This window comes from Oxalobacter formigenes (assembly GCF_002127965.1).
Taxonomy (GTDB): Bacteria; Pseudomonadota; Gammaproteobacteria; order Burkholderiales; family Burkholderiaceae_D; genus Oxalobacter; species Oxalobacter formigenes.
Genome location: NZ_CP018787.1, coordinates 1523834 through 1550095 on the forward strand (window position 1 = coordinate 1523834; position 26262 = coordinate 1550095).

Annotated in this window: 23 protein-coding genes; 5 read left to right on the forward strand and 18 right to left on the reverse strand. The window is 49.9% G+C overall.

Annotated elements, in window-relative coordinates:
• The first annotated feature begins 25 nt into the window (after positions 1-25).
• Positions 26-1252 carry a CynX/NimT family MFS transporter gene (locus BRW83_RS07325; protein ID WP_036603721.1) on the forward strand — a complete coding sequence of 409 codons (1227 nt, stop codon included), beginning with the start codon at positions 26-28 and terminating at the stop codon, positions 1250-1252.
• 20 nt (positions 1253-1272) lie between these two features.
• Here BRW83_RS07325 and BRW83_RS07330 read toward each other — a convergent pair whose 3' ends face one another.
• A complete protein-coding gene (locus tag BRW83_RS07330; RefSeq protein ID WP_005880448.1) occupies positions 1273-1545 on the reverse strand; it encodes a hypothetical protein in 273 nt (90 codons plus the stop codon).
• Between the two features lie 459 nt (positions 1546-2004).
• On the opposite strand from BRW83_RS07330, the gene BRW83_RS07335 reads away from it, so the two are divergent.
• On the forward strand, positions 2005-2358 hold the full coding sequence (locus tag BRW83_RS07335) for a S24 family peptidase (protein WP_050757713.1): 354 nt from the start codon (positions 2005-2007) through the stop codon (positions 2356-2358).
• Between the two features lie 93 nt (positions 2359-2451).
• Here BRW83_RS07335 and BRW83_RS07340 read toward each other — a convergent pair whose 3' ends face one another.
• The 3 genes from BRW83_RS07340 to BRW83_RS07350 are packed head-to-tail and all read right to left on the reverse strand — an operon-like array spanning position 2452 to position 3615.
• Complete coding sequence (locus tag BRW83_RS07340) at positions 2452-2862, reverse strand: DUF6691 family protein (protein ID WP_005880445.1); 411 nt, start codon at positions 2860-2862, stop codon at positions 2452-2454.
• A 1-nt stretch (position 2863) separates the two neighbouring features.
• A complete protein-coding gene (locus BRW83_RS07345; protein ID WP_005880441.1) occupies positions 2864-3301 on the reverse strand; it encodes a YeeE/YedE family protein in 438 nt (145 codons plus the stop codon).
• Positions 3298-3615, reverse strand: a complete 318-nt coding sequence (locus BRW83_RS07350; protein WP_036602820.1) for an ArsR/SmtB family transcription factor — start codon at positions 3613-3615, stop codon at positions 3298-3300. The genes BRW83_RS07345 and BRW83_RS07350 overlap by 4 nt, the downstream gene beginning before the upstream one ends.
• A gap of 319 nt (positions 3616-3934) precedes the next feature.
• On the opposite strand from BRW83_RS07350, the gene mscL reads away from it, so the two are divergent.
• On the forward strand, positions 3935-4366 hold the full coding sequence (gene mscL, locus BRW83_RS07355) for a large-conductance mechanosensitive channel protein MscL (RefSeq protein ID WP_005880437.1): 432 nt from the start codon (positions 3935-3937) through the stop codon (positions 4364-4366).
• A gap of 86 nt (positions 4367-4452) precedes the next feature.
• Here the strand turns inward: mscL and BRW83_RS07360 are convergent, their stop codons facing one another.
• Entirely contained in the window at positions 4453-5304 is an 852-nt protein-coding gene (locus BRW83_RS07360; protein WP_005880435.1) for a potassium channel family protein, read from the reverse strand.
• Positions 5305-5489: 185 nt separating this feature from the next.
• Entirely contained in the window at positions 5490-6260 is a 771-nt protein-coding gene (locus BRW83_RS07365; protein ID WP_036602818.1) for a sulfite exporter TauE/SafE family protein, read from the reverse strand.
• Between the two features lie 349 nt (positions 6261-6609).
• Between BRW83_RS07365 and BRW83_RS07370 the strand changes: the two genes are divergently transcribed.
• Positions 6610-8601: a sensor domain-containing protein gene (locus tag BRW83_RS07370; RefSeq protein ID WP_005880430.1), complete on the forward strand. Its 1992-nt coding sequence runs from the start codon at positions 6610-6612 to the stop codon at positions 8599-8601.
• On the opposite strand, the gene BRW83_RS07375 is transcribed toward BRW83_RS07370, so the two are convergent.
• From BRW83_RS07375 to BRW83_RS07415, 8 genes are all read right to left on the reverse strand, one after another.
• A complete protein-coding gene (locus tag BRW83_RS07375) occupies positions 8553-9914 on the reverse strand; it encodes a GGDEF domain-containing protein (protein WP_005880428.1) in 1362 nt (453 codons plus the stop codon). The genes BRW83_RS07370 and BRW83_RS07375 overlap by 49 nt on opposite strands.
• Positions 9915-9957: 43 nt before the next feature.
• Positions 9958-11274 carry a GGDEF domain-containing protein gene (locus BRW83_RS07380; RefSeq protein ID WP_005880426.1) on the reverse strand — a complete coding sequence of 439 codons (1317 nt, stop codon included), beginning with the start codon at positions 11272-11274 and terminating at the stop codon, positions 9958-9960.
• A 265-nt stretch (positions 11275-11539) separates the two neighbouring features.
• A complete protein-coding gene (gene mdtD / locus BRW83_RS07385) occupies positions 11540-12985 on the reverse strand; it encodes a multidrug transporter subunit MdtD (protein WP_005880424.1) in 1446 nt (481 codons plus the stop codon).
• A gap of 294 nt (positions 12986-13279) precedes the next feature.
• A complete protein-coding gene (locus tag BRW83_RS07390) occupies positions 13280-13990 on the reverse strand; it encodes an acid phosphatase (protein ID WP_145814956.1) in 711 nt (236 codons plus the stop codon).
• Positions 13991-14239: 249 nt separating this feature from the next.
• Entirely contained in the window at positions 14240-14782 is a 543-nt protein-coding gene (locus tag BRW83_RS07395; RefSeq protein ID WP_005880421.1) for an inorganic diphosphatase, read from the reverse strand.
• Between the two features lie 354 nt (positions 14783-15136).
• Positions 15137-17851 carry a magnesium-translocating P-type ATPase gene (mgtA, locus tag BRW83_RS07400; RefSeq protein ID WP_005880419.1) on the reverse strand — a complete coding sequence of 905 codons (2715 nt, stop codon included), beginning with the start codon at positions 17849-17851 and terminating at the stop codon, positions 15137-15139.
• Positions 17852-18381: 530 nt separating this feature from the next.
• Positions 18382-18900, reverse strand: coding sequence for a hypothetical protein (locus BRW83_RS07410; protein ID WP_005880418.1), 519 nt, complete (start codon positions 18898-18900; stop codon positions 18382-18384).
• A 222-nt stretch (positions 18901-19122) separates the two neighbouring features.
• Positions 19123-20373, reverse strand: a complete 1251-nt coding sequence (locus BRW83_RS07415; protein WP_005880416.1) for an MFS transporter — start codon at positions 20371-20373, stop codon at positions 19123-19125.
• 239 nt (positions 20374-20612) lie between these two features.
• Between BRW83_RS07415 and BRW83_RS07420 the strand changes: the two genes are divergently transcribed.
• Positions 20613-22025 (forward strand): chloride channel protein, encoded by a 1413-nt coding sequence (locus tag BRW83_RS07420; RefSeq protein WP_157658857.1) that lies wholly within the window; start codon positions 20613-20615, stop codon positions 22023-22025.
• Positions 22026-22186: 161 nt separating this feature from the next.
• Here the strand turns inward: BRW83_RS07420 and BRW83_RS07425 are convergent, their stop codons facing one another.
• The 4 genes from BRW83_RS07425 to ybaK all read right to left on the reverse strand — a co-directional run bounded on the left by BRW83_RS07425 (position 22187) and on the right by ybaK (position 26156).
• A complete protein-coding gene (locus BRW83_RS07425; RefSeq protein ID WP_186447510.1) occupies positions 22187-23002 on the reverse strand; it encodes a tetratricopeptide repeat protein in 816 nt (271 codons plus the stop codon).
• 120 nt (positions 23003-23122) lie between these two features.
• Complete coding sequence (locus BRW83_RS07430; RefSeq protein WP_036602812.1) at positions 23123-24010, reverse strand: tetratricopeptide repeat protein; 888 nt, start codon at positions 24008-24010, stop codon at positions 23123-23125.
• Between the two features lie 81 nt (positions 24011-24091).
• The gene (locus tag BRW83_RS07435) at positions 24092-25276 is read right to left on the reverse strand and encodes a hypothetical protein (protein ID WP_005880410.1); all 1185 of its coding nucleotides are present in this window, start codon (positions 25274-25276) and stop codon (positions 24092-24094) included.
• Between the two features lie 397 nt (positions 25277-25673).
• Complete coding sequence (gene ybaK / locus BRW83_RS07440) at positions 25674-26156, reverse strand: Cys-tRNA(Pro) deacylase (RefSeq protein WP_005880408.1); 483 nt, start codon at positions 26154-26156, stop codon at positions 25674-25676.
• Positions 26157-26262 lie beyond the last annotated feature (106 nt).

Here is a 26262-nt window from a genome sequence, read left to right on the forward strand (position 1 = left end):
TTTGACACGATTGATGAGGTTTGCCATGACACTGAAGGGATCATCTGTTTTTAAAAACGAAATTACGCTCGCCATTTCCATTCTGTTGATTGCAACTTGCCTGAGGGCGCCTTTTACCAGTATGGGTCCTCTGCTGGAAACGATTCAGGCGTCTCTGCACCTGTCCACAGCGGCTGCCGGTCTGGTCAATGCCTTGCCATTGCTGGCATTCGGGACGGTTTCTCCGCTTGTTCCCTGGATCGCCAGACGGCTTGGGCTTGAACGGGCGATGGGTCTGGCGCTTGTTTTGACGGGATGCGGGATCGTTTTGCGTTCTTTCGGGACAATCTGGAGCCTGTTTGCCGGAACGGTAGTGCTCGGGTGCGGGATTGCCGTCTGCAACGTCCTGCTGCCGGGTCTCGTCAAGCGTGATTTTCCCAATTCGATTCCCAGACTGACGGCGCTGTATGCTCTGACGATGGGGGTCAGTGGAGCATTGGGATCGGTGCTTGTCGTTCCCCTCTCGGAGTTTCCGGGGTGGGATTGGGGATGGGCATCGGGAACCCTGTTCATCTTGCCGTTTATCGCTGCAATCAGCTGGATTCCCCAATTGGCTGATGGCAATAAAGAGAAGACAGCAGTACAGGTAAAGCCCACCGGAAAAGTCTCTTTGTGGGGTTCTTTTCTGGCATGGCAGGTATCGCTGTTCTTCGGACTGACTTCCCTGATTTATTACATTTGTGTCAGCTGGCTGCCTGCCCTGTTGACGAGTGCCGGATTTACGGAGGCACAGGCCGGTAACGTTCACGGCCTGATGCAACTGGCCTCCGCCATTCCGGGGCTCTTTCTCATTCCGGTGTTGAAGTGGATGAAGGACCAGCGTCTTGTGGCGGTTGTGGTCTCGGGGATTGCCCTGACAGGGACAGCCGGTCTCGCCCTTTTCCCGCAATGGGCGGCGATATGGGGGATCTGCATCGGTCTGGGTACCGGGGCGACGCTGGTTCTTGGTCTGGTGTTTATCGGCTTGCGTACCCACAATATCGCACAGGCGGCATCCCTCTCGGGAATGGCTCAGGGGTTCGGGTATCTGCTGGCGTCTGGCGGCCCGGTTTGCGCAGGAGCCATTCATGACCTGACGGGCAGCTGGTCTGCCGTATTCTACGCCTCGACGGTTCTTTGCGTCTTTCTGGCTCTGGCCGGATGGGGTTCAGGACGCAATATCCGGATTGGGGAAACCCGTTCGAACCCTGTTTCCCACACGGGGGCAGTCTGAGCAGGCAATCATCAATCTGATTAGGTGGATTGATCCGTATCGGTTTCCTGCGAAGTCTGCTCTTCCATGAAAGATTTATACGTCAAAACTTTAACCTGTTTATCGGTACCATATTTATCACGTAAAAACTGAAGATCGTCTGAATATTCCAGTATTTTCGTTTTGGTGTCGTTCCAGACGGCATAACGATAAATGGGTTCATATTTGCCGTTAAAGAAAACAGAAGGGCTGGGGCCAAGATCAGCAATATAAATGTAGTCTTCGCTGTCGGCGGTATATGTGTAAGAAGGCATGATATACGTCCCGGTTATGACCCTTACGAGGGGTCGGGCGGGTGGTTCGAACAGCCAAACTACACTGCCTGCTTATTCCCTCCGGAGAGGTATTGTATTAGACAGCCACCCGCCCGATTGAAGAAAACCGGGACGAACGAAACGACATTTGTGACAGACTCGCCAATACTCAACTGGTTCCAGAGTGTGTTTGAAGCACCATGGAAGTGAGTATATGACGATCGGATTAAAAATATCCCCTTGGAAACGAACGGTAGCGCAAATAAGGGATGCACTGACCGGGTTTTGCTGAATGCCTGATGCCGCGTGGTACTTGCATTCCGATCACCAGAATACTCACTTTAATTTAAAGTAAATGGCTATTTCCTGCAAGAATTTATTGCCCTGCCGAGCTTGATAAGCATTGAATCCAGCCTGAAAATACTGTTTTTCCATCCAGTAATATTTTCAGAAGAAATCATGACCCAGTGTTTCCCTGTCCCACATACCGATTCGGCAAATTCAGGCATCGATCTTAACGAGATTCTGAACATCCGGAAAAATTCCTGCTTTCTCTTTCGCGCCGCGACAGATGATATGAATGAAACCGGAATTTTCAAGGGAGATATCGTCGTCGTGGATAAATCGATTCCTGCCAGACATGCGAACATTGTTCTGGTTGTCATGGACGGTGAATTCAGTATTCGCAGATTATTCAAACGGGGTCGTGTATGCCGCCTGTTTTTCGACGGCAACAGGGAAACGAAATTGCCTGACGGTCAGGAAGTGGCTATCCGGGGCGTTGTGACGGCCTGTTTGCGCCGGTTTGTCTGAACTGGTCAAAACTGCTCTTTTCAAAACCGGTTTGATGCGAAAGCGTATCCGGATTATTCACCGACATGTCACCCTAGTGCTTCCGGATGGGTCTTATGCATGAAACGTCCACCGATACAGCATCATGCCAAAGAGCATGGAAATGACGAAGATCAGCGCCGGGGCCATGCCTGCCGAGAGGGTGACGATCGCAGGGCCGGGACAGATTCCAGCCAGTCCCCACCCTGTTCCGAACAGGGAACTACCGAGGACAAGGCGCTTGTCGATACGGGTGGCGGTCGGAAGCTGGATGGGTGTATCAAGCAGTGAAGCCGGCCGTTTTCTGGCAAGGTAAAAGCCGACGAGGCCGACGGCGATGGCGCCGATCATGACGAATGCCAGCGACGGGTCCCAGTTTCCCGTGATGTCAAGAAAGTTCAGGACTTTGGCCGGGTCGGCCATGCGGGAAAGGATCAGTCCGATACCGAAGATCAGTCCGGACAAAAAGGCGACGATATTGAACATCTCAGACTCCCAGACAGTGACGGACGATCCAGACGGTGATGGCGCCGAATACGATAAAAAGGATGGTGGCGACGAGTGAGCGTTTCGACAGGCGCGACAGGCCGCACACGCCATGCCCGCTGGTGCATCCCGAACCGAGACGGCTGCCGAATCCGACCAGAAGGCCCGCAGGCCCCAGCAATGCCCATGAAACACTGTCGAAATGGAATTCCGGCAAGGGAATGAAAAGGCTGTAGAGCCATGGCGAAACGGCGAGACCGGCGACGAAAGCGACCCGCCACCAGGTTTCACCCTTTTCTGCCCTGAGGATGCCGGCGATGATGCCGCTGATCCCGGCGATGCGACCATCCGCCAGTATCAGAAGTGACGCGGCGATACCGATCAGAAGGCCACCGGCAAGGGATTGCCAGGGTGTGAAATTGATCCAGTCGATTGTCATGTCCGTTCTCCGCAAAAATGACGGTGCAGTATCGTCATGATGTCCATTGCAGGACCTTCTGCCAGCTGGTAAATCATCTGTTTGCCTTCTTTTCTTGCCACGATCAAACCTCCCCTGCGCAATACGCCAAGCTGCTGTGACAACGTCGGTTGCCGGATTCCGCATTCGGCTTCAAGTTGCCCGACGTGGCATTCTCCCTGTGACAGCCGGCATAACAGTTTCAGCCGGTCGGCATTGCCGAGTTTTTTGATGAAATCGACGGCTTTGTCTGCCGACGCCTGCCATTCGTTCCATTCTGTAGCCTCACTGATCATTGCGTTTTCTCCTGGATCAACTCTCATACATTATATTGTTTTATATTTTATAAAATTATATATCGTTTTCAGTTTTTGAACGACTGAATGGGGCTTTTTAAGAATATGCCCGGTTTTGTTGAAAATCTGTTGTATCGGTACGCCAGTGGTTTGATGTTTGTTCAGGTCCGTTCAGACTCTGCCGCTACAATAATCAGGTTGTCTTTGCATTTCACGTCCTGTTTTTAACGGTGAATTTGCAGTCGGGACGTAAAAACGGGGGGTTTTCCGGAAAAACCGGTTTTTACGTTTGAAATTCATTTCCTTTCTCTTTATCGCCATGAAAAAAACACTCGAAGAATTCAAAGCGTTTGCCTTGCGCGGCAATGTAGTCGATATGGCTGTCGGTATCATTATCGGTGCTGCTTTCGGCAAAATCGTCTCGTCGCTCGTCGGCGATATCCTGATGCCCCTGCTCGGCCTGCTGCTCGGGGGAATCCATTTCAACGATCTCAAGTTCGTGATCAAATCGGCTGTCATGGATGGCAGCAAGATCGTCTCTCCTGAAGTGGCTTTGAATTACGGCAATTTCATCCAGACGACGATCGATTTCATCATTATCGCGTTTGCGATTTTCATGATGATCAAGGGCATCAGCAAGCTGTCTTTCAAAAAGCTGGAAGAATCGCCCGACGCTCCCCCTCCTCCACCGGATATCCAGTTGTTGACGGAAATCCGCGATTTGCTGAAAGATGAACAGAAAAAAGGCTGAGTCAGTAATGGCATTCTCATGATGCCGCTTTTGCGGAACAGGGATAAAAAAGGCAGAAACGACGGTTTCTGCCTTTTTGTTTGCCTTTATGGTTCTTTTGGAGGTGGCTTTGGCGGCTCCACAGGTTTCGTCTGCTCTGCTTGTACTGGCTGGACTGGCTGTGCGGGTTCTTCCCGCGTTTTTGGCACTTGCTGTGAAGAGGAAGCCGCTTCTGTCGCCGCCATATCCCCATCCAGTTCACGATAGTATTTTCGCCTGAACTGGTTATGGTTCTGGACGACGTTGGTGATGTATACAGTAAAGATCGGAAACATCATCATGCCCATGCCCGCCAGTGCAACGGACATGATCTTGCCGAATGTCGTCACGGCATAGATGTTCGACCCGACGGTCGTCACGTCCATGCAGGCCCACCAGAGGGCTGCTGAATAACTCGTGACCATCGGATTGACGTTCTGTTCGAGCACGTAAAAGATCATGCTGGAAAAATACACGGTCGCGATCAGCATGGTCAGATAGGTAATGAACAGGCTGTACGCCCTGTTCCAGGTCAGCCATCCGATGACGATGGCCAGTGCGTACCCGCTTCTGATCATCGGGACAAACCGGATGATGTAGTTCGTTTCCGGTGAAAACGAGAGGTTGTAATAATCGATAATGTTCAGGTACGGGATGGAAACCAGCAAAAACAGGAAATGGGTAATGAAGAATTCCCAGCGGTTTTGCGCCAGATACATTTCCAGAAAAAAGACAAACAGGAAAAACATGCAGATCCAGAACTGGATATCCAGAAAACTGCGTTTGGAAAGAAACTGGATGTGGTGGAAGGTATCGTAGGTGATGGTGATCACGAGAAACAGGGACATGCCGAGAATCAGTACGTGAAGACTGTTCAAAATGCCTTGTTTGGTATAGCTGGGATGTCTTGATGTCGCCATGATGAATACGCCATAAAAGCCTTTCGGGCACCGGCAGGAAAATCGCTTTTATCCAGCGTTTTTCCTGCGGTGGATTGCTTTCTTTTTAACGTATTGGCATGACCGCTTTTTGTGTTTGCTCACATATTCGGCATTTATTGCCGTCATTCAAGGAAAACGCGGCTTCCCTGTCTGGAAAATGCCCTTTATTTCAGGTCGAAGAGGATCATGAGCAAACCGGCCACGCCCGGCAACAGGACCATCATCCATTTCAGGAGCCATCCCGGTGCATGCCGGGTGAATTTGGCACCCACGTAAGCGCCGATCATCAGGCCGAGCAGGACTTGTATGAAGAGCATGAAATCGAGGTATCCGGAAAGCAGGTAGCCAAGACCGCCGAAAGCGGCAATCGGCAGGATGATCAGCATGGTGGTGCCGACGGAATGGTACAGCGGCATGGCAAAGAATATCAGCAACGAGAGCTGGATGAACTGGGCCGCTCCGAAACCGAAGGTGCCCGACAAGAGGCCATTGCCGACACCGGTCAATCCGGCCAGAAGCCAGAAACGGCTGCCGGTGAGATCGGCACTCTGCCCTTGTTTCAGGTGGAAAAGCGGCAGGTTCGGGTAAGTCAGGCGGGTATAGACGAGGATGGCGGAAGCGATCAGCATGGATGCCGTAAAGAACTTGAGTTCACTGCCTGGCAAGAGCGTCGAGATTTTCGAGCCGATAAAAGCGCCGCAAGCACCGGAAAGGCCGACGGTCAGCCCGATTTTGATATTCATGTTCCCTTCCCGGAAATGGCTGAATGCGCCGGAAAGTGTGGTGAATATCATGGCCGCCAGTGAGGTGCCGACAGCGGTATGGATAGGGATATTGAAGACAAGTGTCAATACGGCAATGACAACCCCGGCCCCGCCCGCTCCGATAAAACCGATCAGGCCACCCATGGCCAACATGGTGATAAAAACCAGCATCGTATTTCCTTACGGCCTTTTCGTCTCATACGGCACCGGTTTCCCGACTGGGCAAACCGGCATGACTCATGACCTTTTTTTAAAAAAGTATTGTAACCAATTTGCCGGAAAAGACCAGTTTCCCTGAAAAAACCTGATTAAATATTGCAAGACATAAAGATTTGCAGAGAGAAAATAAAAAAAACTGCCATTTTTTCTGTGTCTGTGTTGTTTTTCCCTAATTTGGAATAAATTGGTTGTCTGGGTCTTTTTTTATTGTGTTAAAGTTAATGCATTGCCTATAGGAAACATAGGCAATAATTGTCAGTGCCATTACCGAAAACCGCAGCCCATTTCCGATTAACACACCATGGCCACCATTGAAGAATTCATCGTAGAAACCAGTAATACATTTGCAGGCATTATTGATTTCGACACATACGAAATACGATGGATGAATCGGGCTACTTCGGAAACTTTTCCTCTGGCGAAAACGGGGGATGCCTGTTACCGCATTTTTTTCGACCGTTCTTCCCCATGTACCGACTGCCCGCTTCTTTCCGTACGGCAAAACCGGCAAACTGTCTCGCAACAGGTTTTTTTCGAAAAGACGCGGCGCTGGATCGAGATGAATTACCAGTATGCCGAAATTGACGGACAGCCATGCGGAGTCTGTACGGGCACCGATATCACTGGCTTGAAGTCCAGCCTGATCATGACCGAAAATGTTCTGGACAGTCTGCATGCCATCGCTTACATCATCGACCGCAATACCTATGAATTGCGTTTTGCAAACCGGGCTTTGAAAAACCATCTGCCGGGTCTTGTCCCCGGCAAGAAGTGTCATCAGGTCCTGTGGGACAGAACCGCGCCCTGTGACGTTTGTCCCATGACGGAGCTGAAAGCGAATCACAGCCATAACATCGAAATGTATAACCCGAAATTCAGGCGGCTGTTGAGCCTTGACGGTGTTTTGCTGAAAACGGCGCAAAATGAGGATCTGGCCGTTTTTACCGGCCATGATGTGACACACCGTCTGGAATACGAGTCGAAGCTGAAAAAACTGGCTTATTTCGATTCCATGCTGGATGTCGGCAATGCGGCCGGTTTCCACAGGAATGTGGAACTGGCATTAAGGGAAGGGAAAAACGCCCATCTTTGCCTCGCCAGCATCAAGAATTTCAATAACGTGAATATGCTCTACGGGCGTGAACGGGGCGACTTCATCCTGAAAAGTTTTGCATCGGGTTTTCTGAAACATGTGCCCGATGGCAGGGCCTATCGTGTCGGCGGCTGCAAATTCGCCTTTGTTACGGATTCGCCTGAAAAAGGCATGACTGTGCTGGACAATGTCTGGAAAGACGTTTGCGTCTCGCTTCCTTCCGAAGTGAAGAATTTCCACATTCCCGTCGATTCCGTATCTATCGAGTTTCCCCGTTTTGCCAATACGCCGGAAATGCTCTTGATTCATGCCGAATACAAACTGAAAACCAATACCAAATCGGAATACGGCAAGCGGATGGTATTCGACGATCACGACCGTCAGATGATGGAACGCCGTTTTCTGCTGACTTCGGTGATCCGCAAGGCTCTCGACGATGAAACGTTCCGGATTTTCTATCAGCCCATCTATTCTTTCAGGAACCAGTCCTACACCAAGGCGGAAGCGCTTTTGCGACTGTACGATGAAAACCTTGGCTGGATCACGCCTGACGAATTCATTCCGATTGCCGAGGAACAGGGCCTGATTCACGATCTCGGGCTGTACGTTCTGGAACATGTCTGCCGAAAACTGGTCGACAGGAAAAAGAAAGGCCTGCCGCCTGTCGGAATACATATCAATGTATCGACCGTCCAGTTTTCAAAAAACGGCTTTTTCGCCAGTTTTATGGAAATTATCGACCGTTACGGGATCGACCCTTCCCAGATTGTCATGGAAGTGACGGAAAGTATCATGATCCAGTCGTTCGATTTCATCATGGCGATCATGAAACGGTTCATCGACCGGGGCGTCTGTTTTTCACTGGACGATTTCGGTACCGGATATTCGAGCCTGAACTATATCGCCGCCCTGCCGATTTCGAGTATCAAGCTGGACAAATCGTTTATCGACCGTTCGGAGAAATCGGATGTGTATGCCCTTTTGATCAAAAATGTCGTGGAAATCGCCCGTGGCTTAAAGATCGAGCTGATTGTAGAAGGCGTTGAAACGACAGGACAGGTAAAAACGCTGACGAAAATAGGCTGTGAGGCGATGCAGGGATATTATTTTTCGAAACCGTTGCCCGAAACCGAACTGGATAATTTCTTCTATCAGGACATTTCCCGCCCGGCCGCTTGCGAAACGTCGGCCGTTTCGTAAACGGGTTCAATACGGTTGACGACAATACCGTCGCGCCCCTTTTCCTTGACGGCATAGAGCGCTTCATCCGCTTTTGAAAACAGCGTGTTCAGTGTCGACTCGTTTTTGGCGATGACGCCGCCGATGGAAAGGGTCAGAGGCATCGGGTCACCCTGATTTCTGAATTCTTTCATACGGGCCTGCAGTGCGGCCAGACGATTGTTCAGGGATTGTTCGTTTTCAAAACGCGGGATGAAAATGACGAATTCATCGCCGCCCCACCGGCATAATACGTCGGTTGCACGAAAAACCTCACGCATCGCCTCCCCCATGAAACGCAGGACGGCATCACCGAGAATATGCCCGTAAACATCGTTGAAACTTTTGAAATGATCGATGTCGATCAAAAGGAAAGTGTTCCATTCGTCAGGTTTGGCGCCATACAGGGATTCACGGATCAGTTTTTCAGCCGTGGCACGGTTAACCAATCCGGTCTGCGAATCCATCCGGCTTTTTGCGAGCAGGGTCTCGCCTGTTTCATTGGCACGTTTCAGGCGGGTAATATCCTGCGCACTGGAGAAAACAAAGAATTTTTCCTCGTCTACTCCCGGGTCCCTGATCAGGGCATTTGTAATCATGAAGTCGTGACGCCCATCGGAATAATTGACGGTACAGGGCACCTTGCAGATACCACTTTCCCGGATGCGGGAAACGAGCGCGTCGAGATCGAAATAAGCTTCATAGTCTTCCCGTTCTTCAGGGACGACGATATTGTCTGCAAACCAGCGTATCTGTTCCTTCCAGGACGATTTCGGCTGCATTTGCCGATGGTCGTGGACGAATGTGGTCGCCTCGTCCGTTTCCGGGTTCACGATGATGAAGTTTTCGCACATGTGCCGGACGATAAAGCGGATGCATTCATCTTTGAGCCACAAATCGCGGTTTTTTTCGATATGCTCCAGCACGTCTTCCGTTTCGTCGGTCACGGCGCCGATCAGGCCTTTTTTGTCGCTGGAGAAGATGAAAGACAGGTTTCTGTACTGAATCCGGTTCTCTTCATTGCGAAGCCGGTACCGGATATTATGTTTTCCGTTTTTTTCGACTTCGGCCAGTATTTTCTCCAGTCGTATTTCTTTCAGGAAATGATCCCTGTCGGCAACAACGATCTGTGTATCGGCAAAACGTTCATTCGCAGCATCAAAATCCCCATCAGACGGGACATTTAACAAGGTCTTTTCACGCAGGAAAGTAAAATGATATCGCCGCGAAGCGGTATCAATTGATAAAACGGCTTCGAAATCATGGGAAACAAGAGTCTGAAGTATGTTTTGCATGTCGTTTTATCCCGAAATTACGTCAGACATGCCCGACTGAAAGTCAGGAAAGACGTAAAAGCGATATTCCATTTCGGCCATGGTTTTTAACATCGTAAAGGGCTTCATCGGCCTTCTGGTAAAGCATATTCAGGGTTGTCCCGTTCGGGGCACATACACCGCCGATAGACAGGTTGACCTGCAACGGCATTCCCTTGCTTGAAAATGTATTCATTTTATCGCGCAAAATGGTCAGGCGGCTGGTCAGGACCTTTTCATCGGCAAAACCCTTGATAAAGACAACAAACTCGTCTCCGCCCCAGCGGCAGAGAATGTCATCGGAACGGAAAACTTCCCGCATGCAATTGCCCATGTGGTGCAGGACTTCATCACCCGTCATGTGACCGTACTCATCGTTCACGTTCTTGAAATGGTCGATGTCCAGAATCATGAAGGTGTTCCATGAATCGTTTTTCGCGGCATAAAGATGCTCACGGATGTTCTTTTCAGTCGTGGCCCGGTTCAAAAGATGCGTTAACGGATCGAACTGGCTGGAGACGAGCAATTCCCGGTTTCTTGCCTCGGCGGCCCTGATTGACGTAATGTCCTGTGCACACAGGAAAAGATACCGGGATTTTTTATGACGTTCGGACGGGTCGTCGATCAGGGTGGACGTCACGGCAAAATCGTGACGGCCACCCTTGTAATTCACCGGAAAGGTAATGCTGGATATGCCCCCTTCTTCCATAATGCGTTCCATCAGGGCATCCAGTTTGAAGTATTGAAGGTATCTGTCCCTGTCCTGGGCAACGACAATATTGTCTGCAAACCAGTTGATCTGGCTTTCATAATGGTTCTTGCAGGCAATATTGCCTTCGCTGTTGGTGAAGGTGGTGCATTCATGTGTGGAGACGTTCACGATCATGAAGTTTTCACACATGTTTTCGACAATGAAACGGATACCTTCGTTTTTCAGTCGCAAATCCAGATTTTTTTCGTATTGCCTGTGTACTTCATTCGTCTCGTCACGGATGGCGCATATAAAAGAGGAACTGTTTTTTCCGGGAATAAAGGAAATGCTTCGGTAATGCAGTTCGTTCTTATCCGAATAACGGCGATATTTGACGGAAAGCGGTTCGTTTCCTGCCATTTTCGCCAGAACGTGACCCAGCTGTGTTTCAGTCAGAAAAATACTCCTGTCAGCCTCACAGATTTTATCTGTGGCGATGAAATCCCTGACCTGTGACATCGGCCCTTCCTCCGGGAACTGGATAAGGGCATCCGGTTTGGAAATGATTTTCCGGAAACGGTCGGTCGCAGGATTGACTTCGAAAACCACTTCGTAGTTCTGTAAAACCAGTGTTTCCAATACTCTGTCCATATTCCCTATGCCCGAGCAGCACTCTCAATTGATCCAGTTTAGCACAATGTTGCCTTCCATCAATATGACATATCGTCTGCGACTGGAATGCTTTACACACTTTTATAATATTCCATATTAGGATATGGAATATTTTGCCGTAATGATACCAGTTTGCGTCATTATGGATACAATTGATTTGCCTTTGACTGTCAATTTGTACAAGGCTTGCCGGTGGGCGTTAAAACGCCAGAATGCGGGAATACGGTTAAACGATAATGGTATGTCAGTCTTCAGGAGCGACAGGCAAGGGTTTGCTGTCCTGTTTTTTGGGCACTTTGCCGCTGTCAGGCGTAATGTGGATGAATATGACGGTCGAGATGGCTGCCAGAAAACCGAGGCACAGATAGGTTCCGGCAAAAGCGGTTATGACGTCGTGTGCGGAGGTCAGCGGAATGCCATCGGTGAATTCAGACAGGATGGCGGCGGCGATGGCGACCCCCATACTCATGGACAGTTGCATGATGACGGAGAGGAGACTGTTTCCGCTGCTGGCCTGCTCTTCCGACAAATCGACCAGGGTGACCGTGTTCATGGCGGTGAACTGCGTGGAGTTGATAATGCCGAATATGGTGAAAATGACGAGCATCAGCCAGAAAGGCATTTCTTTTGAAATGGTCGAAAAGAGCGCGATCATGGCGCCCAGAAGCAGGGTATTGACGGTCAGGATCAGGCGATACCCGAACCGGTTGACCAGCCGGGTGGCCGCGCTTTTGGCGATGACGGCGCCGATGGTCATGGGAATCATGGTCATCCCGGCTTTCATCGGGGAGTATCCCATCCCGATCTGGAGAAGCAACGGTGTCAGAAAAGGCATTGCTCCATTTCCCAGCCGTGCAAACAGGTTTCCCAGAATGCCGACGGAGAAGTTCCTGACCTTGAAAAGGTCAGGCGAAAAGAGCGGCATCGGGTGCCATCTGGAATACATGATATAACCGACGAGACAGACCAGCCCGAAGACCATCATGAGCACCATCGGCGCATAGGCCAGATGCAGCTCGCCAATGCCCTGCAACCCCAGTGTGATGGTCAGCATGAACGTGCCGAAGAGCAGGAAACCGACGGTGTCGAAAGGATGAAGGTCCCCTCCCCGCGTCAGATACGGCATGTATTTCAGGGTAGCCAGTATGCCGATGATCCCGACAGGGATGTTGATCAGGAAAATCCAGTGCCATGACGCATACTGGACGAGAAAGCCGCCCAGTGTGGGGCCGATCAACGGGCCGACGAGTCCCGGAATGGTGATGAAGCTTAAAACGGTGACAAGCTGTTCGCGTGGATAGGCACGCAAGACAACCAGCCGTCCGACGGGAACCATGAGCGCACCGCCGATGCCCTGAAGAATCCGGCAGCCGACGATGATGTTCAGGCTGGGTGACAAGGCACAGGCCAGAGACCCCAGCGTGAACAGGGCGATGGCGAAAAGGAAAATCTGCTTGATGCCGAATTTGTCGGCAAGCCAGCCGGAAGCCGGGATGACCAGCGCGACGGTCAGCATGTAGGAGATGATGACGCTTTGCATCCGCAAGGGATTGGTGCCCAGGTCATGTGCCATGGCGGGCAGCGCGGTATTTAAAATCGTGCTGTCCAGCATCTGCATGAAAAAGGCGATCGCGACCACCCACGGCAGTATTTTTGCCGTTTTCGGATCGAGCACCGGTTTGTCAGGCATATGTCACCATGTCAATAAATTATCATCCCATTAGAATTTTTATTTTTGAAAAATACTTTTACAAACAAAAGGATAAAAGACAATTTTTATTTGTTTTATTAACTGTTTAAAACGCGAACCAGATGAAAATATCTCTGTTTCAACTATCTTCCTGCACAAAATTTCATCTGTCAGTGTATTACGAATAACGTCAGGAACGATTTGACGGTTTACAAAGAAAGAAGCACTTCTGTGTCTGTATCTGTTTTTCCCTGACACCTCGTACCCATAAACGGAGGTTTTCCGATCCGGATTTCAGGGGTTTCGTGTTCTTATGGCGGCCATTTCCGCTTTGGCTTTTTCAAGTTGCCTTGTGAAGCCTGGATCGCTGTGCAGTTGCGCGACTACGGCAGCGCCGGGCATCCTGCCTGCCTTCACATCGCTTTGCCAGTGAAAGCCGCAGATCACGCGTGATTGCCCCATTTCATAGCCCCGTTTCAGTATGGCGGCCTGAGCCTCCGGCGTGATTTCTGCCAGTATCCATGCCATTCCCAAGCCCATGGTGAAATGGCCCGTAGGATAGGAACCATTATGCCGGTGGCTGTCCTTATCCCAGGGGGCGCAGGTTTCATTTTCCGTCTTGTCATAAACGTATGGCCGCTTGCGCCTGTCATGCTTTTTGGCAGACCGGGCGGCTTCATGCTGTGCCCGGATATAAACGAGCATGAGTTCATATAGTGCCGGTGTATCCTTTTTGCCGATTTTCATGCCAAAGGCCTCTTCAAACCATGCTCCTGCATTTTTATCGAGTCGGGTGTCGGCATCGAAAGCGGCTTGCTGCCAGCGTTTGCTCCCCTTCTCCGCCTGTGTCTGCCGGTAAATTTCGCTGTCCCGGGCAAAGTCGATGCTGTCATTTCCGGGAGGGGCTGGCAAAAAGTCGACGCTTTTAATGATTTCGATACGAGATATGGCTGTATCTTTGGCACAAGCGGTCTGCACCAGTGTTCTGACAGGGGCAACAGGCATGAAAACATCAGGGCATTTTTTTATGGCAAACCTTTGCGTCTTTCTCCCTTTTTCAAGGGGCACTGGCAGAATCAGTCATTCTGAAAGCATGTTTCATTTCAATGGGTGCCTGCCGATGGACAAGAGGATTACCATGAACGAATAATGACCAAAAACGCCGAATGCGCCGGAAAGACAGGCATAAAACCACTCAACAAAAAATGCCGGGGCAGTTTCTCGCCCCGGCAATTTTCATTTTGTTCCTGATCATCAGGCTTTGGAATATTCAGGGAATTTCTGTTTGTATTTTTCAATGCAGCTGGCGATGATTTCTTCAGCGCAGGTGTGGTCCTTGATGGATTCGATGAAGGTTTTCTTGCCTTCGAGCGCCTTGTACACGGAGAAGAAATGGGACATTTCTTTCATGATGTGTTCCGGCAGTTCGCTGATGTCTTCGTAGCTGTTGAAGGTCGGGTCACCGTAAGGCAAGGCAATGATTTTTTCGTCTTTTTCGCCACCGTCTTCCATCATGATGACGCCGATCGGGAAACAGCGTGCCATGGACAGAGGCACCAGTGTTTCGGAACACAGAACCAGCACGTCCAGAGGATCGTTGTCGTCAGCCAGTGTCTTTGGAATGAAACCGTAGTTGGCCGGATAGTGGGTGGAGGTATAGAGAATACGATCCATCAGCAGCATGCCGGTTTCCTTGTCGAGTTCGTATTTGACCTTGCAGCCCTTCGGAATTTCGATGACGCCGTAAAAGTCCTGCGGATTGACACGTGAGGAAGCGATGTCGTGCCAGATATTCATGTGTTACTCCTTTTATTCTGCTCTTCTTTTGAAAGATATTTTTAACGGGATTTATGGTGCCGATGGTTTGAACCGGAACACCCCGGGTTTTTCCCTTTTTTCGCAAATACGGCCGGATTATTTGACCGGCCGTTCTGTTTAATGGCTTGCCCCTGCATTCAAGTCAGGCAAACGCACATTTCTGCGGGACAGGCTGTACCGGTTGAAACTATTCTCTTTCCGGTATTTTATGGCCGCCCTGAAAAACATGAAATTTTAACAGCTGGAACGGTTTTTTTGAATAAAAATCGTTTTTTTGCGCTGGGAAAACGCCGCATTTTCCGCTGCCTGTTGCATTTTCCCTGTGAAGCTTTTCTAGAGCCATTCGTGATATTTGCGGATATAAGCCACTTTCACGACTTCAACGAGCAGAACGTAACCTGCAATGATCGCGAAAAGCCAGGCAAAATAAATGCCCGGCAATGGCGTCAGGCCGATGGCGGCGCCAAAGGCCGTGTACGGAATGAACGTCGTCAGGGCGATCCCGGCAGCACTGGCCAGGATGACTGGCATCGATGCCCTGCTTTCAATGAAGGGTACGTGCGGTGTCCGGATCATTTGCATGATGAGTGTCTGGCTCCACATGGATTCGATGAACCAGCCAGCCTGAAAGAGCGCGATGAACAGGATCTGCCGTTCGACTCCAAGGGTATGGAAAGGCCCGCCCACGACAGCCGGACAGATGACGAAGAACATCAGCAAAAACGTCAGGATATCGAAAATGGAACTGACCGGCCCGATATGCAGCATGAAACGGCCAATGGAAGACGCTTCCCATTTCTTCGGTTCCATCAGTTCGGTCTTGTCGACGTTATCCCAGGGCAAGGCGACGTTGACGCCATCATAGATCAGGTTCAGCAGGATGATCTGGACGGCTGCCATCGGCAGAAACGGCAGGAAAATACTGGCGGCCAGTACGGAAAACATGTTCCCGAAGTTCGAGCTGGTCGTCATCTTGATGTACTTGATCATGTTGCCGTAGGTCTTGCGTCCTTCGACGACGCCCTGTTCCAGCACCATCAGGTCTTTTTCCAGCAGGATGACGTCAGCGGACTCCTTGGCGATATCGACAGCGGTATCGACGGAAATGCCGACGTCGGAGGCTTTCATGGCCGAGGCGTCGTTGATGCCGTCGCCCATGTAGCCGACGACATGCCCGTTTTCGCGCAGCATGCTGACGATGCGCGCTTTCTGCTGAGGCGACAGTTTGGCGAAAACGTCCGTTTTTTCGACGGTATCGGACAAAGTGGCGTCGTCCATGTCTTCAACGTCGCTGCCGAGGACGATCTTGCCGGTTTTCATGCCGACCTGACGGCAGATGGCACTGGTCACGAGGTCGTTGTCGCCGGTCAGGATCTTGACGTTGACACCGTGCGCGTTCAGTGCGGCAATCGCGGCCTGTGCGCTTTCTTTCGGCGGGTCGAGGAAAGCCAGATACCCCATCAATACCATATCGGATTCATCGGCCACTGAAAAAGTCGGCGTTTTGACGGTCGAGCTTTTCCGGGCGATGGCAATGACGCGCATGCCGTCGTCATTCAGGTTTTCTACCATGATCCGGATTTCATCGATGATGGTATCGGTCAGTTCGATGACTTCCCCGCGGTATTCGGCATACCGGCAGACGGAAAGCATTTCCTCGACTGCGCCTTTGGTGATCAAAGTCGTCCCGCCATCCGGACTCGTGACGACGACGCTCATGCGACGGCGTTCGAAATCGAAGGGAATTTCATCGATTTTGGCATAGCTGGTCGACAGCCTTCTGAGAGAGGGTTCGTTTTCGCTTTCCTCGTTTGTCCGCTCGATGATGGAAATGTCCATCAGGTTTTTGAGGCCGGTCTGGTAAAAGCTGTTCAAAAAGGCAAATGACAGGACGCGCACGTCTTCGGTGCCGTGAATGTCCAGATGGCGTTCAAGGATGACCTTGTCGCGCGTCAGCGTCCCGGTCTTGTCGGTGCAGAGAACGTTCATCGATCCCAGGTTCTGGATGGAAGACAGGTTCTTGATGATGGTTTTCTTTTTGCTCATCGCAACCGCCCCTCTCGCCAGACAGGTCGTGACGATCATCGGCAGCATTTCTGGCGTGAGTCCCACGGCTATCGAGATGGCGAAGAGCAGCGCTTCCATCCAGTCGTCCTTGGTGATGCCGTTGATGACGAATACGATGGGCACCATGACGAGCATGAAGCGGATCAACAACCATGAGACGGAGCTGATGCCTTTTTCAAAACCGGTCGGTTCGCGTTTGGCGTCGAGCGATTTGGCGATACCGCCGAAAAGGGTCTGGTTTCCGGTCAGGATGACGACGGCTTCGGCACTGCCGCTGATGACGTTGCTGCCCATGAAAGCCAGATTGCTGCACTCGGTGACGGCTTTTCCGTCTGAAATGTCGACGACATGAGGCGTCTTTTCGACCGGTTCACTCTCTCCCGTCATGGCGGACTGGGAGATGAAAAGGTCTTTGGCCTTGATGATGCGGCAGTCGGCAGGAACCATGTCACCTGCAGCCAGAAGGACGATATCGCCGACGACGACGTCTTCCATCGGAATTTCCTGTCTGCCGGTGTATTGCCGGAGGACGGCCGTTGTGTTCTTGACCATACTGGTCAGTTTTTCGGCGGCGTTATTGCTGCGCGTTTCCTGCACGAAACGCAAGACGCCGGACAAAAGAACCATCGTCAGGATGACGACGATTGTCATGAAGTCCTGTTCGCCTGTCGATGGCAAGACGACGTCGGTCACGAAAGATACGGCAGCCAGTACGGTCAATATTGCCGTAAACGGGTTGATGAACGCTTCCGCAAGCCGTCTGGGAAACGATTTGTGTTTGCCGGTGTCAACGAGGTTGCTGCCCCAGTCTTCCCGGTTTCTTTCTACTGTTTCTGGGTTGGCGATGCCATCACAACCCGAGTGGTAAGCGCGCAAGACGTCCTCTGCGGGAAGTGTTGCGTCGTACATGAGCCGTTGAAAAGCAGCGTTCGGTTTGACTGCTTTTGGCAATCTGATAGTGGATACGGTTTTGCCGTTCATGATTGTTCCTCCAGCTGTTTTTATTTTTCTGGATGGGCTGGGTCGTGCACAGACCGACCGACTGGCAAAACGAAAGGATGGTGGGCGAAAAAACGTCGCTTGAAAGTTGCCCTGGCAACTAAAAATCGCTGACGATATGCCCGTCAGGTCTGGTCATACTGCTACTGTCCGGGTCCATTTTTTCACCTTGAGTGAAGGTTGTTGAAAAGGCTGAAACGATGTTCCAGCCACCATATTCGACGGGATTCACTTTAATCCTGTTTGCACAGGTCATCAAGCATAATACCGCTGAAAAGCATCGCGAGTTTAAGGATGCATCAAACGAATGTCAACCCGTTATCCGTTTTATTTTTCCAGAAAAAACAGGATGTGGCGTTTATGTCTGACATTTAACCGGAAACTTTCCGCCATGAAATTTTTGCTGCCGGAAAAGTATCGTCAAGCCGCAGCGAATGACTTATTGAAGGCAGCAAGAACAAAAAATCCGGCAGGTCATTGCCTGCCGGATTTTCATGAGCCAGACCTTTACATCAGGCGGGCGTCTTGTTGATCCTTACACGAGGCATGGGCGGGAACGAGGGCTTGTACCAGTCCACTTCGACCATGATCTGTCTGGTCACGTCGGCATGCTTGTTATACCCGAGGGTATCGTCGGCTGGCACGACGGCGGCGACGCCCCTGTTCTTTTTCAGCCATGAACGGACGGCGGCACTGACGATATCGCCGATTTCATTGTCCAGTTTTTTCTGGTACAGCGCCATTTGCTGCTGGTAAAAGGATTGCGCCTGTGCAATGGCACGCGCTCCTTCAGGTGTGTTTTCCCGACCGCGGTACATGGTTCTCACATCGTCGATGCCTCTATGAAGGATGGTTTGTACCGTTTTGATATATTGGGCGGCGGCGCGACCCGGGAGTGAGCGTTCGGCCAGCGCTTCCATGTCGAGAACGACCACGGGTTTCCGGGTTGTCTCGCGGTGTTTTTTGATAGCCTTGCAAGCGACTGGAATCAGTACGGCAGCCACGGCCAGCATCAGTCCCATACGTTTCATGGTATTCGATTCCCTTCCAATGTTTGACAGAAAAACGATTCGCTTTCTAAAAATATCACTTTTAAGCCTATTCCGGTTTATCCAAACATGAAAATTTCAGTTTCAGAGGGAGAAAATGCTTTTTTTGTATCGTATGAGGCACGTTTTTTCCTCTTTATGCCCTCTCATTTTGCCAATCGATTGTGACGGTTTGAATTCGGCTTTTCCTGTTTTCTCCGGAAATCAGGAAGAGACGTTTTTTGTTTCCCATGAGCTGAACACGAAAGCCTTCTGGCGCATCCATGCATAAACGGCAACGGCTATCGTTATGATCATATTGAAGGCAAACGGGAATTCCTGCGACGAAAAACCCAGCAGGCCTGCAAAAAAGCTGATGATGAATGGACATAGCAAAATGGCGATATAGTTCATGGCCATGATATAGGCGAGTGCCATCGTGACTTTTTTCGGAACGGCCATGTGCGTGGCTTTTTCATAAACCCAGGGCTGGATGACGCCATAGCCCAGACCGGCCAGTATGCAACCGGGGGCAATCAGCCATTCGATCGGGGCGATCAGGATCAATCCAAGTCCAATCGCCATGGAAAGGTAACTGAAGAAAAGCGTGGTGTCTTTCAATTTCGCCACAATGGGCTTCAGTATCAGCCCCGGCAGCATGATGGCAAGGAAAAACAGGGAAATCATGGTTCCGGCGTTGCCGCTGGTGAAATGGTGTTCTTCCATCAGAAACGGCAGGTTGTACACGACGACAAGGTTCAGGTATGTCCCCAGACCGTACAGGATCATGGTTTCGATCAGATTGCCGACCATGAAACCGGATTTTGTCTTGACGGTCGATTCGGTGTTCCTGTCTGCCGAAACGAGCATGCTGGTGCTTCCGGCATTCTTGTCATCTTTCATGCTTCGCGCCAGAAAGACCGACAGGACAAGCGAAATGGCGGGCAAAAGGTAAACGACAAACGGCCAGCGCCAGTTCACTTCGGCCAGATAGCCGGTGACGACGGTTGCGATGACGAGGGTCAGGTTGGTGATGGCAGAACTGTAGCCGAACTGTTTCAGGCGTTCGTCCCCGACGAAGAAGTGGGAAATCAAACCGGTAGAGAGCGGCACGATCAGGCCGGAACCGATCCCCAATATGGCGGAAACGACGATCAGCTGCCACATCTGGTTGGAAAGAAAATACAGGATACCCGAGAGCAGGAATATACCGAGCCCGACGCGGAGCAAGACCATGTTGTTGACTTTTTCAGTCAGCCGCCCGGCGATGAGGACAAACGGGATGATCATCAGGGACGGCAAGGAAGTCAACATCTGGATATCCAGTTCGCTGGAGCTGGGAAAAATATTGGTCAGCTGCCCCAGAATCGGCGATACGGCCAGCCCGGGCAAGGCGTTCAGGGCAGAAATGGACCAGATCCCGATCAGGGTAATAAGTGATATGGTTGTCGCCCCCACACCCGTTTTGATTTTCATGACGTCTTCCATCCAGTTCGTTAGTCTTAGCCATCAGGCGATCAGACTTCAGTAAACCAGATTTATCCGAATCGGATTTGCGCTAGCTCATTGCTTTGGAATTTGTAACAAAAATTTGGGAAAATGAAACGTTCAGGTGACAAAAAAGAGAAAAATACGGCTGTTTCAATCGGCTCCATTCCTCCTGTATATTGGCGAACAAAGTCTTCATGCCGCGATGGAAACAACACCGGACAGGCTTGACATTCCTTCTGTCAGGGCACCTGATCCGGTTTTATCTCAAAGACGAAGCGGTTCAATTCGTTTATATTGAAGCCGAACCGGATAGCTCTTCCGTTTCAGAGCAGAAGAGCATGCTTTTTGAAAATGACGTACCCATTTTATTCATCATTCATCGATCCATGACCAGTCTGCCCAAATTCCTGCGTTTTGCCCTGATCGTCCTGCTGCTTGGCGTCGTGGCCGGCCTGATCGGTATGCTGCTGGGCTACGTACTGTTTGAAACCCAGTCTCTGGCTTTCGGTTACAGCGCAGGGCCTGACCACGAAAACTATCTGGAAGCGATACAGGCAACCTCCCCTCTGCGGCGGGTAATCGCTCTTGTCGTTTGCGGGCTGATCGGCGGCATCGGCTGGTTTCTGCTGGCCCGCTATGGCAAAAAAACAGTCAGCCTCAAACAGGCCGTCAATGCGGAAAAACCGCATATGCCTGGCATTGAAACCGTCGCAAACGCCCTTTTACAGATCGTCACCATCGGTATCGGCTCGCCATTAGGCAAGGAAGGCGCACCGCGCATGGTCGGCGCACTGGTGGCGAACCGGGTCGGCAACTGGTTCCGGCTCGACCATGAGGACACACGGCTTTTGATGGCGGCCTGTGCCGGTGGCGGCTTTGCCGCGATATACAATATCCCGGTCGCCGGGGCACTGTTCGCACTTGAAGTGCTGTTAATGGGCGCCCGGCTCCGCTGGATCGTCGTCTCGTTTTCCATATCCGTCATCGCAGCCTTCACGGCACGATGGGGACTCGGTAACGTTCATCAATATACGATTGTGTCGCCCCTGAACTTCGGCTGGGATTTATTGCTCTGGGCGCTGGCAACAGGGCCGCTATTCGCCTGCAGCGCCCTCATTTTCATACGCATTACCGATGAAGCCCGTGCGAAAGCGCCCACGCAATACAAGATCATTGTCTTCAACATGTTCAACTTCACGATACTGGGGATATTGATGATCTTTTTGCCCGAACTGGCAGGCAACGGCAGGATCGCGGCGCAACTCGGTTTTACCGGGCAGATGACGGTCATCTTCGCCACCGTACTGCTGGCAGGAAAGGTGCTGGTCGAATGGGGCAGCCTGCGTGCCGGTGCACAGGGTGGACTGTTGACGCCCAGTCTGGCCAACGGTGCCCTTCTGGCGATCATCACGGCCGGGGCATGGAGTCATTTTTTCCCGGATAACGCTTTGGGAGCATTCGCCATTGTGGGCGCATCCACTTTTCTGGGCATCGCCCGGAAAATGCCGATTACCGCAATTGTCCTGTTGCTTGAAATGACGCAGGTCGATCTGAAACTGGCTGTTCCGATGGTGGTTTGCATGGGATCGGCAAAACTGACGGAAATGCTCTGGACGCGTTATCGGGTCCGGTTATGAAAACGGTTAATAATGACAGATCATTATTTCAATCGTTCAGGATATAAAGATAATGAAACGGTTTGAAGATTTTTATAATGTTTTTCTGAAATATCGGCTTGATATGAAAAATATTGTCTTTGCGTTACTTTATAAACCGGATAGAACAAAAAATTATTTCATCAGAACCAGATTCGCTCTATTTTTTCGATAATGCTCATTGACTCGGGAGCCAGTTCTCCTGTTTTACGGCGGGTTTCCCGGGCTTTTTCAGCCCAGTAATGCGCTTTTTCATCGTCTCTCGGCAAACCCAATCGGTTGAGGTGATAGGCTTCATACAATCGTTCCATCGCCATTGCATTTCCATTTTCAGCCCCCTTGAAATACCAGTAAACAGCCTGCTTGTAATCTTTTGGAACGCCGGTACCATTTTCATAATCACGTGCCAGATTATATTGGGCTATATCATCACCTAATTTAGCCGCCCGTGTATTCAGTTCTGCTGATTTAGCATAATCTTTCGGGCCGCCCCATCCCCGATAATAAAGAAGTCCCAAATTCGTCATAGCACCCTTGTGTCCCTGCAAAACGGCTTTTTCATACCATTCCCTGGCTTTTTTGTAATCCCGTTTTGTTCCTCTTCCTCTGGCATACATAATCCCAATATTATATTGGGCATTCTTGTATCCATTTTCAGCTGCATACATATACCATTTGAACGCTTTTTCTTTATCCTGTTTGACAATCAGTCCAAGGTCATACATGGTTCCCATTCCATACTGTCCTCTCGGATTGTTTTGTCTGGCTGACTCCAGAAATAAATCAAATGCCTTTTGAATGTCTTTCGGAACGGCTAAACCTTCACGATACATGTATCCCAATGCAGCCTGAACGTCCGGATTTTTTTGCGCAACCGGTTTCTGAAAATAAGGCAATGCCTTTTCATATTCCTGTTTTTTGAACAGCTTTAATCCTTTTTCTATATCACCGGCAAACACATTTATACAAAATGATAAAAGAAAAAGGATAAATATAATTTTTGCATTCTTGAAAGAACGATTGATCATATTTATCCAATTTTGAGCTTGAAAAACAATTTGTTTTGGAAAATGGTGGTATCAGAACCAGATCATTCTGACTTTTTCAATGACAGACAATGAACGCGGATCGACTTCTCCCGTTTTTCGACGGGTTTCCCGGGCTTTCTCAGCCCAGTAATGGGCTTTTTCATCGTCTCTCTTCAGACCCAATCGGTTGAGGTGATAGGCTTCATAAAGACGTTCCATAGCCATGGGATCACCGTTTTCAGCGGCTTTAAAGTACCAGTAAACGGCTTGCTTGTAGTCTTTGGGAACACCTGTTCCATCTTCGTAATCCCGGCCCAGATTGAACTGTCCTTTTCTGTTTCCCAACGCTGCCGCCCGTTTGTCCAGTTCCGCTGCTTTATTACGATCTTTTTTTACGCCTTTTCCCCAATAATACATAAAGGATAAACCAACCATGGCATTCGAATGTCCTTGAATCATTGCTTTTTCATACCATTCTCTGGCTTTTTTGTAATCTTTAGGAATTCCCTCTCCATGTACATAAGACCAGGCTACATTATTTTGAGCAGAACTATAACCATTCTCAGCTGCGTATAGATACCATTTAAACGCTTTTTCCTTATTACGTTTAACAAAAAATCCACGATCATACATACTTCCTACGCCGAACTGTCCCTTGGGATTGGATTGTTTGGCAGACTCCAGAAATAACATAAACGCTTTCTGATAATCTTTTTCGACTCCCAGCCCATCCCGATACATATATCCTAATGCCGCTTGTACTCGAGGATCGTTTTTGGAATGTGATGCTTCCAGATAGGGTAACGCTTTTTCGAATTGTTTTTTTTGAAATAAATCCAGTCCTTGGTTTATGGTATCGGCGGCTTCAAGGTTCAGGCTGAATGAAACCAAAGAGAGGATAAATATAATTCTGATATTTTTAAATAAAAAATCAACCATATTTATCCTCTGTCAAATTTAAATAAAAATTATTTTAGCGTTAAATTTAAAACTAATAAATATTTATTCATTCTATTAAATTTATTCATCATCTTTATTATATGGATTATGTTTGCCCATCCACTGATCCGTCCCATACCGTATTGCCTGTCCGGCTGCGTGTGCACCAAGCTTGGTCCAATCGTTTTTGCCATAGGGATTGAAGGTTCTGTTCAAGAATGGCAATTCCCGGGCGGTCGCATTGAGCGCCCCTCCCACCACGGCTTTTGGATAGTTTGACTGGCCCGTTTGCTGTTTGATTCCGGAATGGTTCAATGCCGTTTGATAGGTGGTTCCCCCTGCGAGTCTTGATGCCAGTGGTGCCGCTTCGATGAACGGCCTTAATGCAGCAATGGCTGCGTACGGCGCTTTCGATCCCAGTGATTCGTAAAAGTATTGGGACAGATTATTGAGGGTGTTTTCAGCATTGTCGTTATCCCAGATATCTTTCAGGTGCATGGAATGATCTTCGTACCGATCGAGTTCACGCTGAAAGCTGTCTCTTTTCATTTCGGCATGATCCAATGCCGTATTGTCGATGCTCCCTTCCGGCGCAACGGCTCTTGCTGCATCCCCGGCGATGGTGCCCGCACTCCAGAAGGCGCTTTGGGGCTTGGTGACGAATTCGTTTTTGAATCCGCCAGTGACCAGTCCCAGTTTGTCTTTTCCGTTGACGGTGGTCTCGATTGGCTGGTCAAGTGTCCCCTGAATGGCATCATGCCTCATCTTTTCAAAAAGCTTTTTCAACATTAATGCCGCGCTTTCGTCCTGATGTTCGGCCTGACTTTTTCCGTATACGTCGATGCCTTTTTTCACGATGTCGGGAACGGGGTTTTCCGCTCGCGACAGGTGTTCGTCGGCGTTGAGTTTCATGCCGTAGGCGATCTGTTTCCCCGCTTTGGCCACGCCACGGTTGACGGCATCGGTCAGGTTTTTTCCGTATGACTGGCCTGTCGCGTCCTGTTGGGCATGGACGTTGTCAGAGTCGTCTGCCAGCCCCATTTGCACAAGGTGTTTCATGGTGACGGAATTCTCCGGTGTGACGGGATCGTGATAGCCGATCATGCGGGTTCGACGGACGGCGGTTGTCCCGGTTTTCGGGGTATTTCTGATTTGTCCGCTCATGCCGGATTGACGCTGGCTGTTTTCTCCGGTCTCGGCGTGTAGATTGTCACTCTGGTTTTGCTGGTTGAAGGTGTTCCAGTATTCCTCGTCAAAGAGTCCCATATACCTCTCCTTTTTTAAAAAAGTTAATAAAAAAGCGTCGTTCGAAGAACGACGCCTTGTGTGCGGTAAGGCTTTACTATAAGCCTGTTTCCGGTGGGCTCAGGACATTTGTGTCCAATTTGTGAAGGCTGCTTGCAATAACCTCTATTTCACTTCAGGTTTATTGTTCAATTTATTGATATCACTTGTTTTCTATCAGTTTATTTATTTCAAATACGTTGCCCTTTAGCAACCGTTTTTCGGTTGGCTATGACCGTTTCGTTTCCATTTCTTCTGTCAACTCCTTTTTCGCAACACTTTTGACGCTTGAAACGCTTTCCAGTAACTGTTTCTGTTTGAATAAAAGGTCTTTTTGACTGGATTCGTACGGTTATGGTTCAGGTTTCTGTCTGTTTTTTCAGGCGATGATGTCCGCAACGCTTGCCCTGACTTCCCTGATGAGGTCTTTGGGTGCGATTTCGATTTGCAGCCCGCGAATACCGGCACTGACCCAGATTTTGTCAAATCCTTCAATGGTGCTGTGGATGAAGGTCGGGAAGTGTTTTTTCATGCCGACAGGGGAACATCCTCCCCGGATGTAGCCGGTCAATGGCAGGAGTTCTTTTACGGCGATCATGTCGCATTTTTTGTTGCCGGAGGCCCTGGCGACTTTTTTGAGGTCGACTTCATGGTCGCCGGGAACGACACAGACGAGGTGGCCGGTCTTGTCGCCGTGAAGCACCAGTGTCTTGAAGACCTGTTCGATGTTTTCGCCCAGTACGTTGGCCACGTGTCTGGCTGACAGGTCGTCTTCATCGACTTCATAGGGGACGAGTTTGTATGGGACTTTCGATTTGTCCAGTATGCGGGCGGCGTTGGTTTTGCTGATTTTTTCTTTCATTTTTTCATGGTTTTATGCTTCATTTCTCTCAAAAAAGAGACAGTTTTCAATTTCCAGAAAATATTGTCCGACACAACGATTCCGATGTCAAAAATGACATGATGCA

Excerpts from the sequence above, each read along its gene's own strand:
- mscL (WP_005880437.1), top strand. The coding sequence starts at position 3,935 with ATGAAAAAAACACTCGAAGAATTCAAAGCGTTTGCCTTGCGCGGCAAT.
- BRW83_RS07415 (WP_005880416.1), bottom strand. The coding sequence starts at position 20,373 with ATGAAAATCAAAACGGGTGTGGGGGCGACAACCATATCACTTATTACC.
- BRW83_RS07365 (WP_036602818.1), bottom strand. The coding sequence starts at position 6,260 with ATGCTGGTTTTTATCACCATGTTGGCCATGGGTGGCCTGATCGGTTTT.
- BRW83_RS07335 (WP_050757713.1), top strand. The coding sequence starts at position 2,005 with ATGACCCAGTGTTTCCCTGTCCCACATACCGATTCGGCAAATTCAGGC.
- mgtA (WP_005880419.1), bottom strand. The coding sequence starts at position 17,851 with ATGAACGGCAAAACCGTATCCACTATCAGATTGCCAAAAGCAGTCAAA.
- BRW83_RS07340 (WP_005880445.1), bottom strand. The coding sequence starts at position 2,862 with ATGTTCAATATCGTCGCCTTTTTGTCCGGACTGATCTTCGGTATCGGA.
- BRW83_RS07390 (WP_145814956.1), bottom strand. The coding sequence starts at position 13,990 with ATGCCTGTTGCCCCTGTCAGAACACTGGTGCAGACCGCTTGTGCCAAA.
- BRW83_RS07370 (WP_005880430.1), top strand. The coding sequence starts at position 6,610 with ATGGCCACCATTGAAGAATTCATCGTAGAAACCAGTAATACATTTGCA.
- BRW83_RS07375 (WP_005880428.1), bottom strand. The coding sequence starts at position 9,914 with ATGCAAAACATACTTCAGACTCTTGTTTCCCATGATTTCGAAGCCGTT.
- ybaK (WP_005880408.1), bottom strand. The coding sequence starts at position 26,156 with ATGAAAGAAAAAATCAGCAAAACCAACGCCGCCCGCATACTGGACAAA.
- BRW83_RS07380 (WP_005880426.1), bottom strand. The coding sequence starts at position 11,274 with ATGGACAGAGTATTGGAAACACTGGTTTTACAGAACTACGAAGTGGTT.
- mdtD (WP_005880424.1), bottom strand. The coding sequence starts at position 12,985 with ATGCCTGACAAACCGGTGCTCGATCCGAAAACGGCAAAAATACTGCCG.
- BRW83_RS07350 (WP_036602820.1), bottom strand. The coding sequence starts at position 3,615 with ATGATCAGTGAGGCTACAGAATGGAACGAATGGCAGGCGTCGGCAGAC.
- BRW83_RS07360 (WP_005880435.1), bottom strand. The coding sequence starts at position 5,304 with ATGGCGACATCAAGACATCCCAGCTATACCAAACAAGGCATTTTGAAC.
- BRW83_RS07325 (WP_036603721.1), top strand. The coding sequence starts at position 26 with ATGACACTGAAGGGATCATCTGTTTTTAAAAACGAAATTACGCTCGCC.
- BRW83_RS07395 (WP_005880421.1), bottom strand. The coding sequence starts at position 14,782 with ATGAATATCTGGCACGACATCGCTTCCTCACGTGTCAATCCGCAGGAC.
- BRW83_RS07430 (WP_036602812.1), bottom strand. The coding sequence starts at position 24,010 with ATGGTTGATTTTTTATTTAAAAATATCAGAATTATATTTATCCTCTCT.
- BRW83_RS07330 (WP_005880448.1), bottom strand. The coding sequence starts at position 1,545 with ATGCCTTCTTACACATATACCGCCGACAGCGAAGACTACATTTATATT.
- BRW83_RS07345 (WP_005880441.1), bottom strand. The coding sequence starts at position 3,301 with ATGACAATCGACTGGATCAATTTCACACCCTGGCAATCCCTTGCCGGT.
- BRW83_RS07435 (WP_005880410.1), bottom strand. The coding sequence starts at position 25,276 with ATGGGACTCTTTGACGAGGAATACTGGAACACCTTCAACCAGCAAAAC.
- BRW83_RS07410 (WP_005880418.1), bottom strand. The coding sequence starts at position 18,900 with ATGAAACGTATGGGACTGATGCTGGCCGTGGCTGCCGTACTGATTCCA.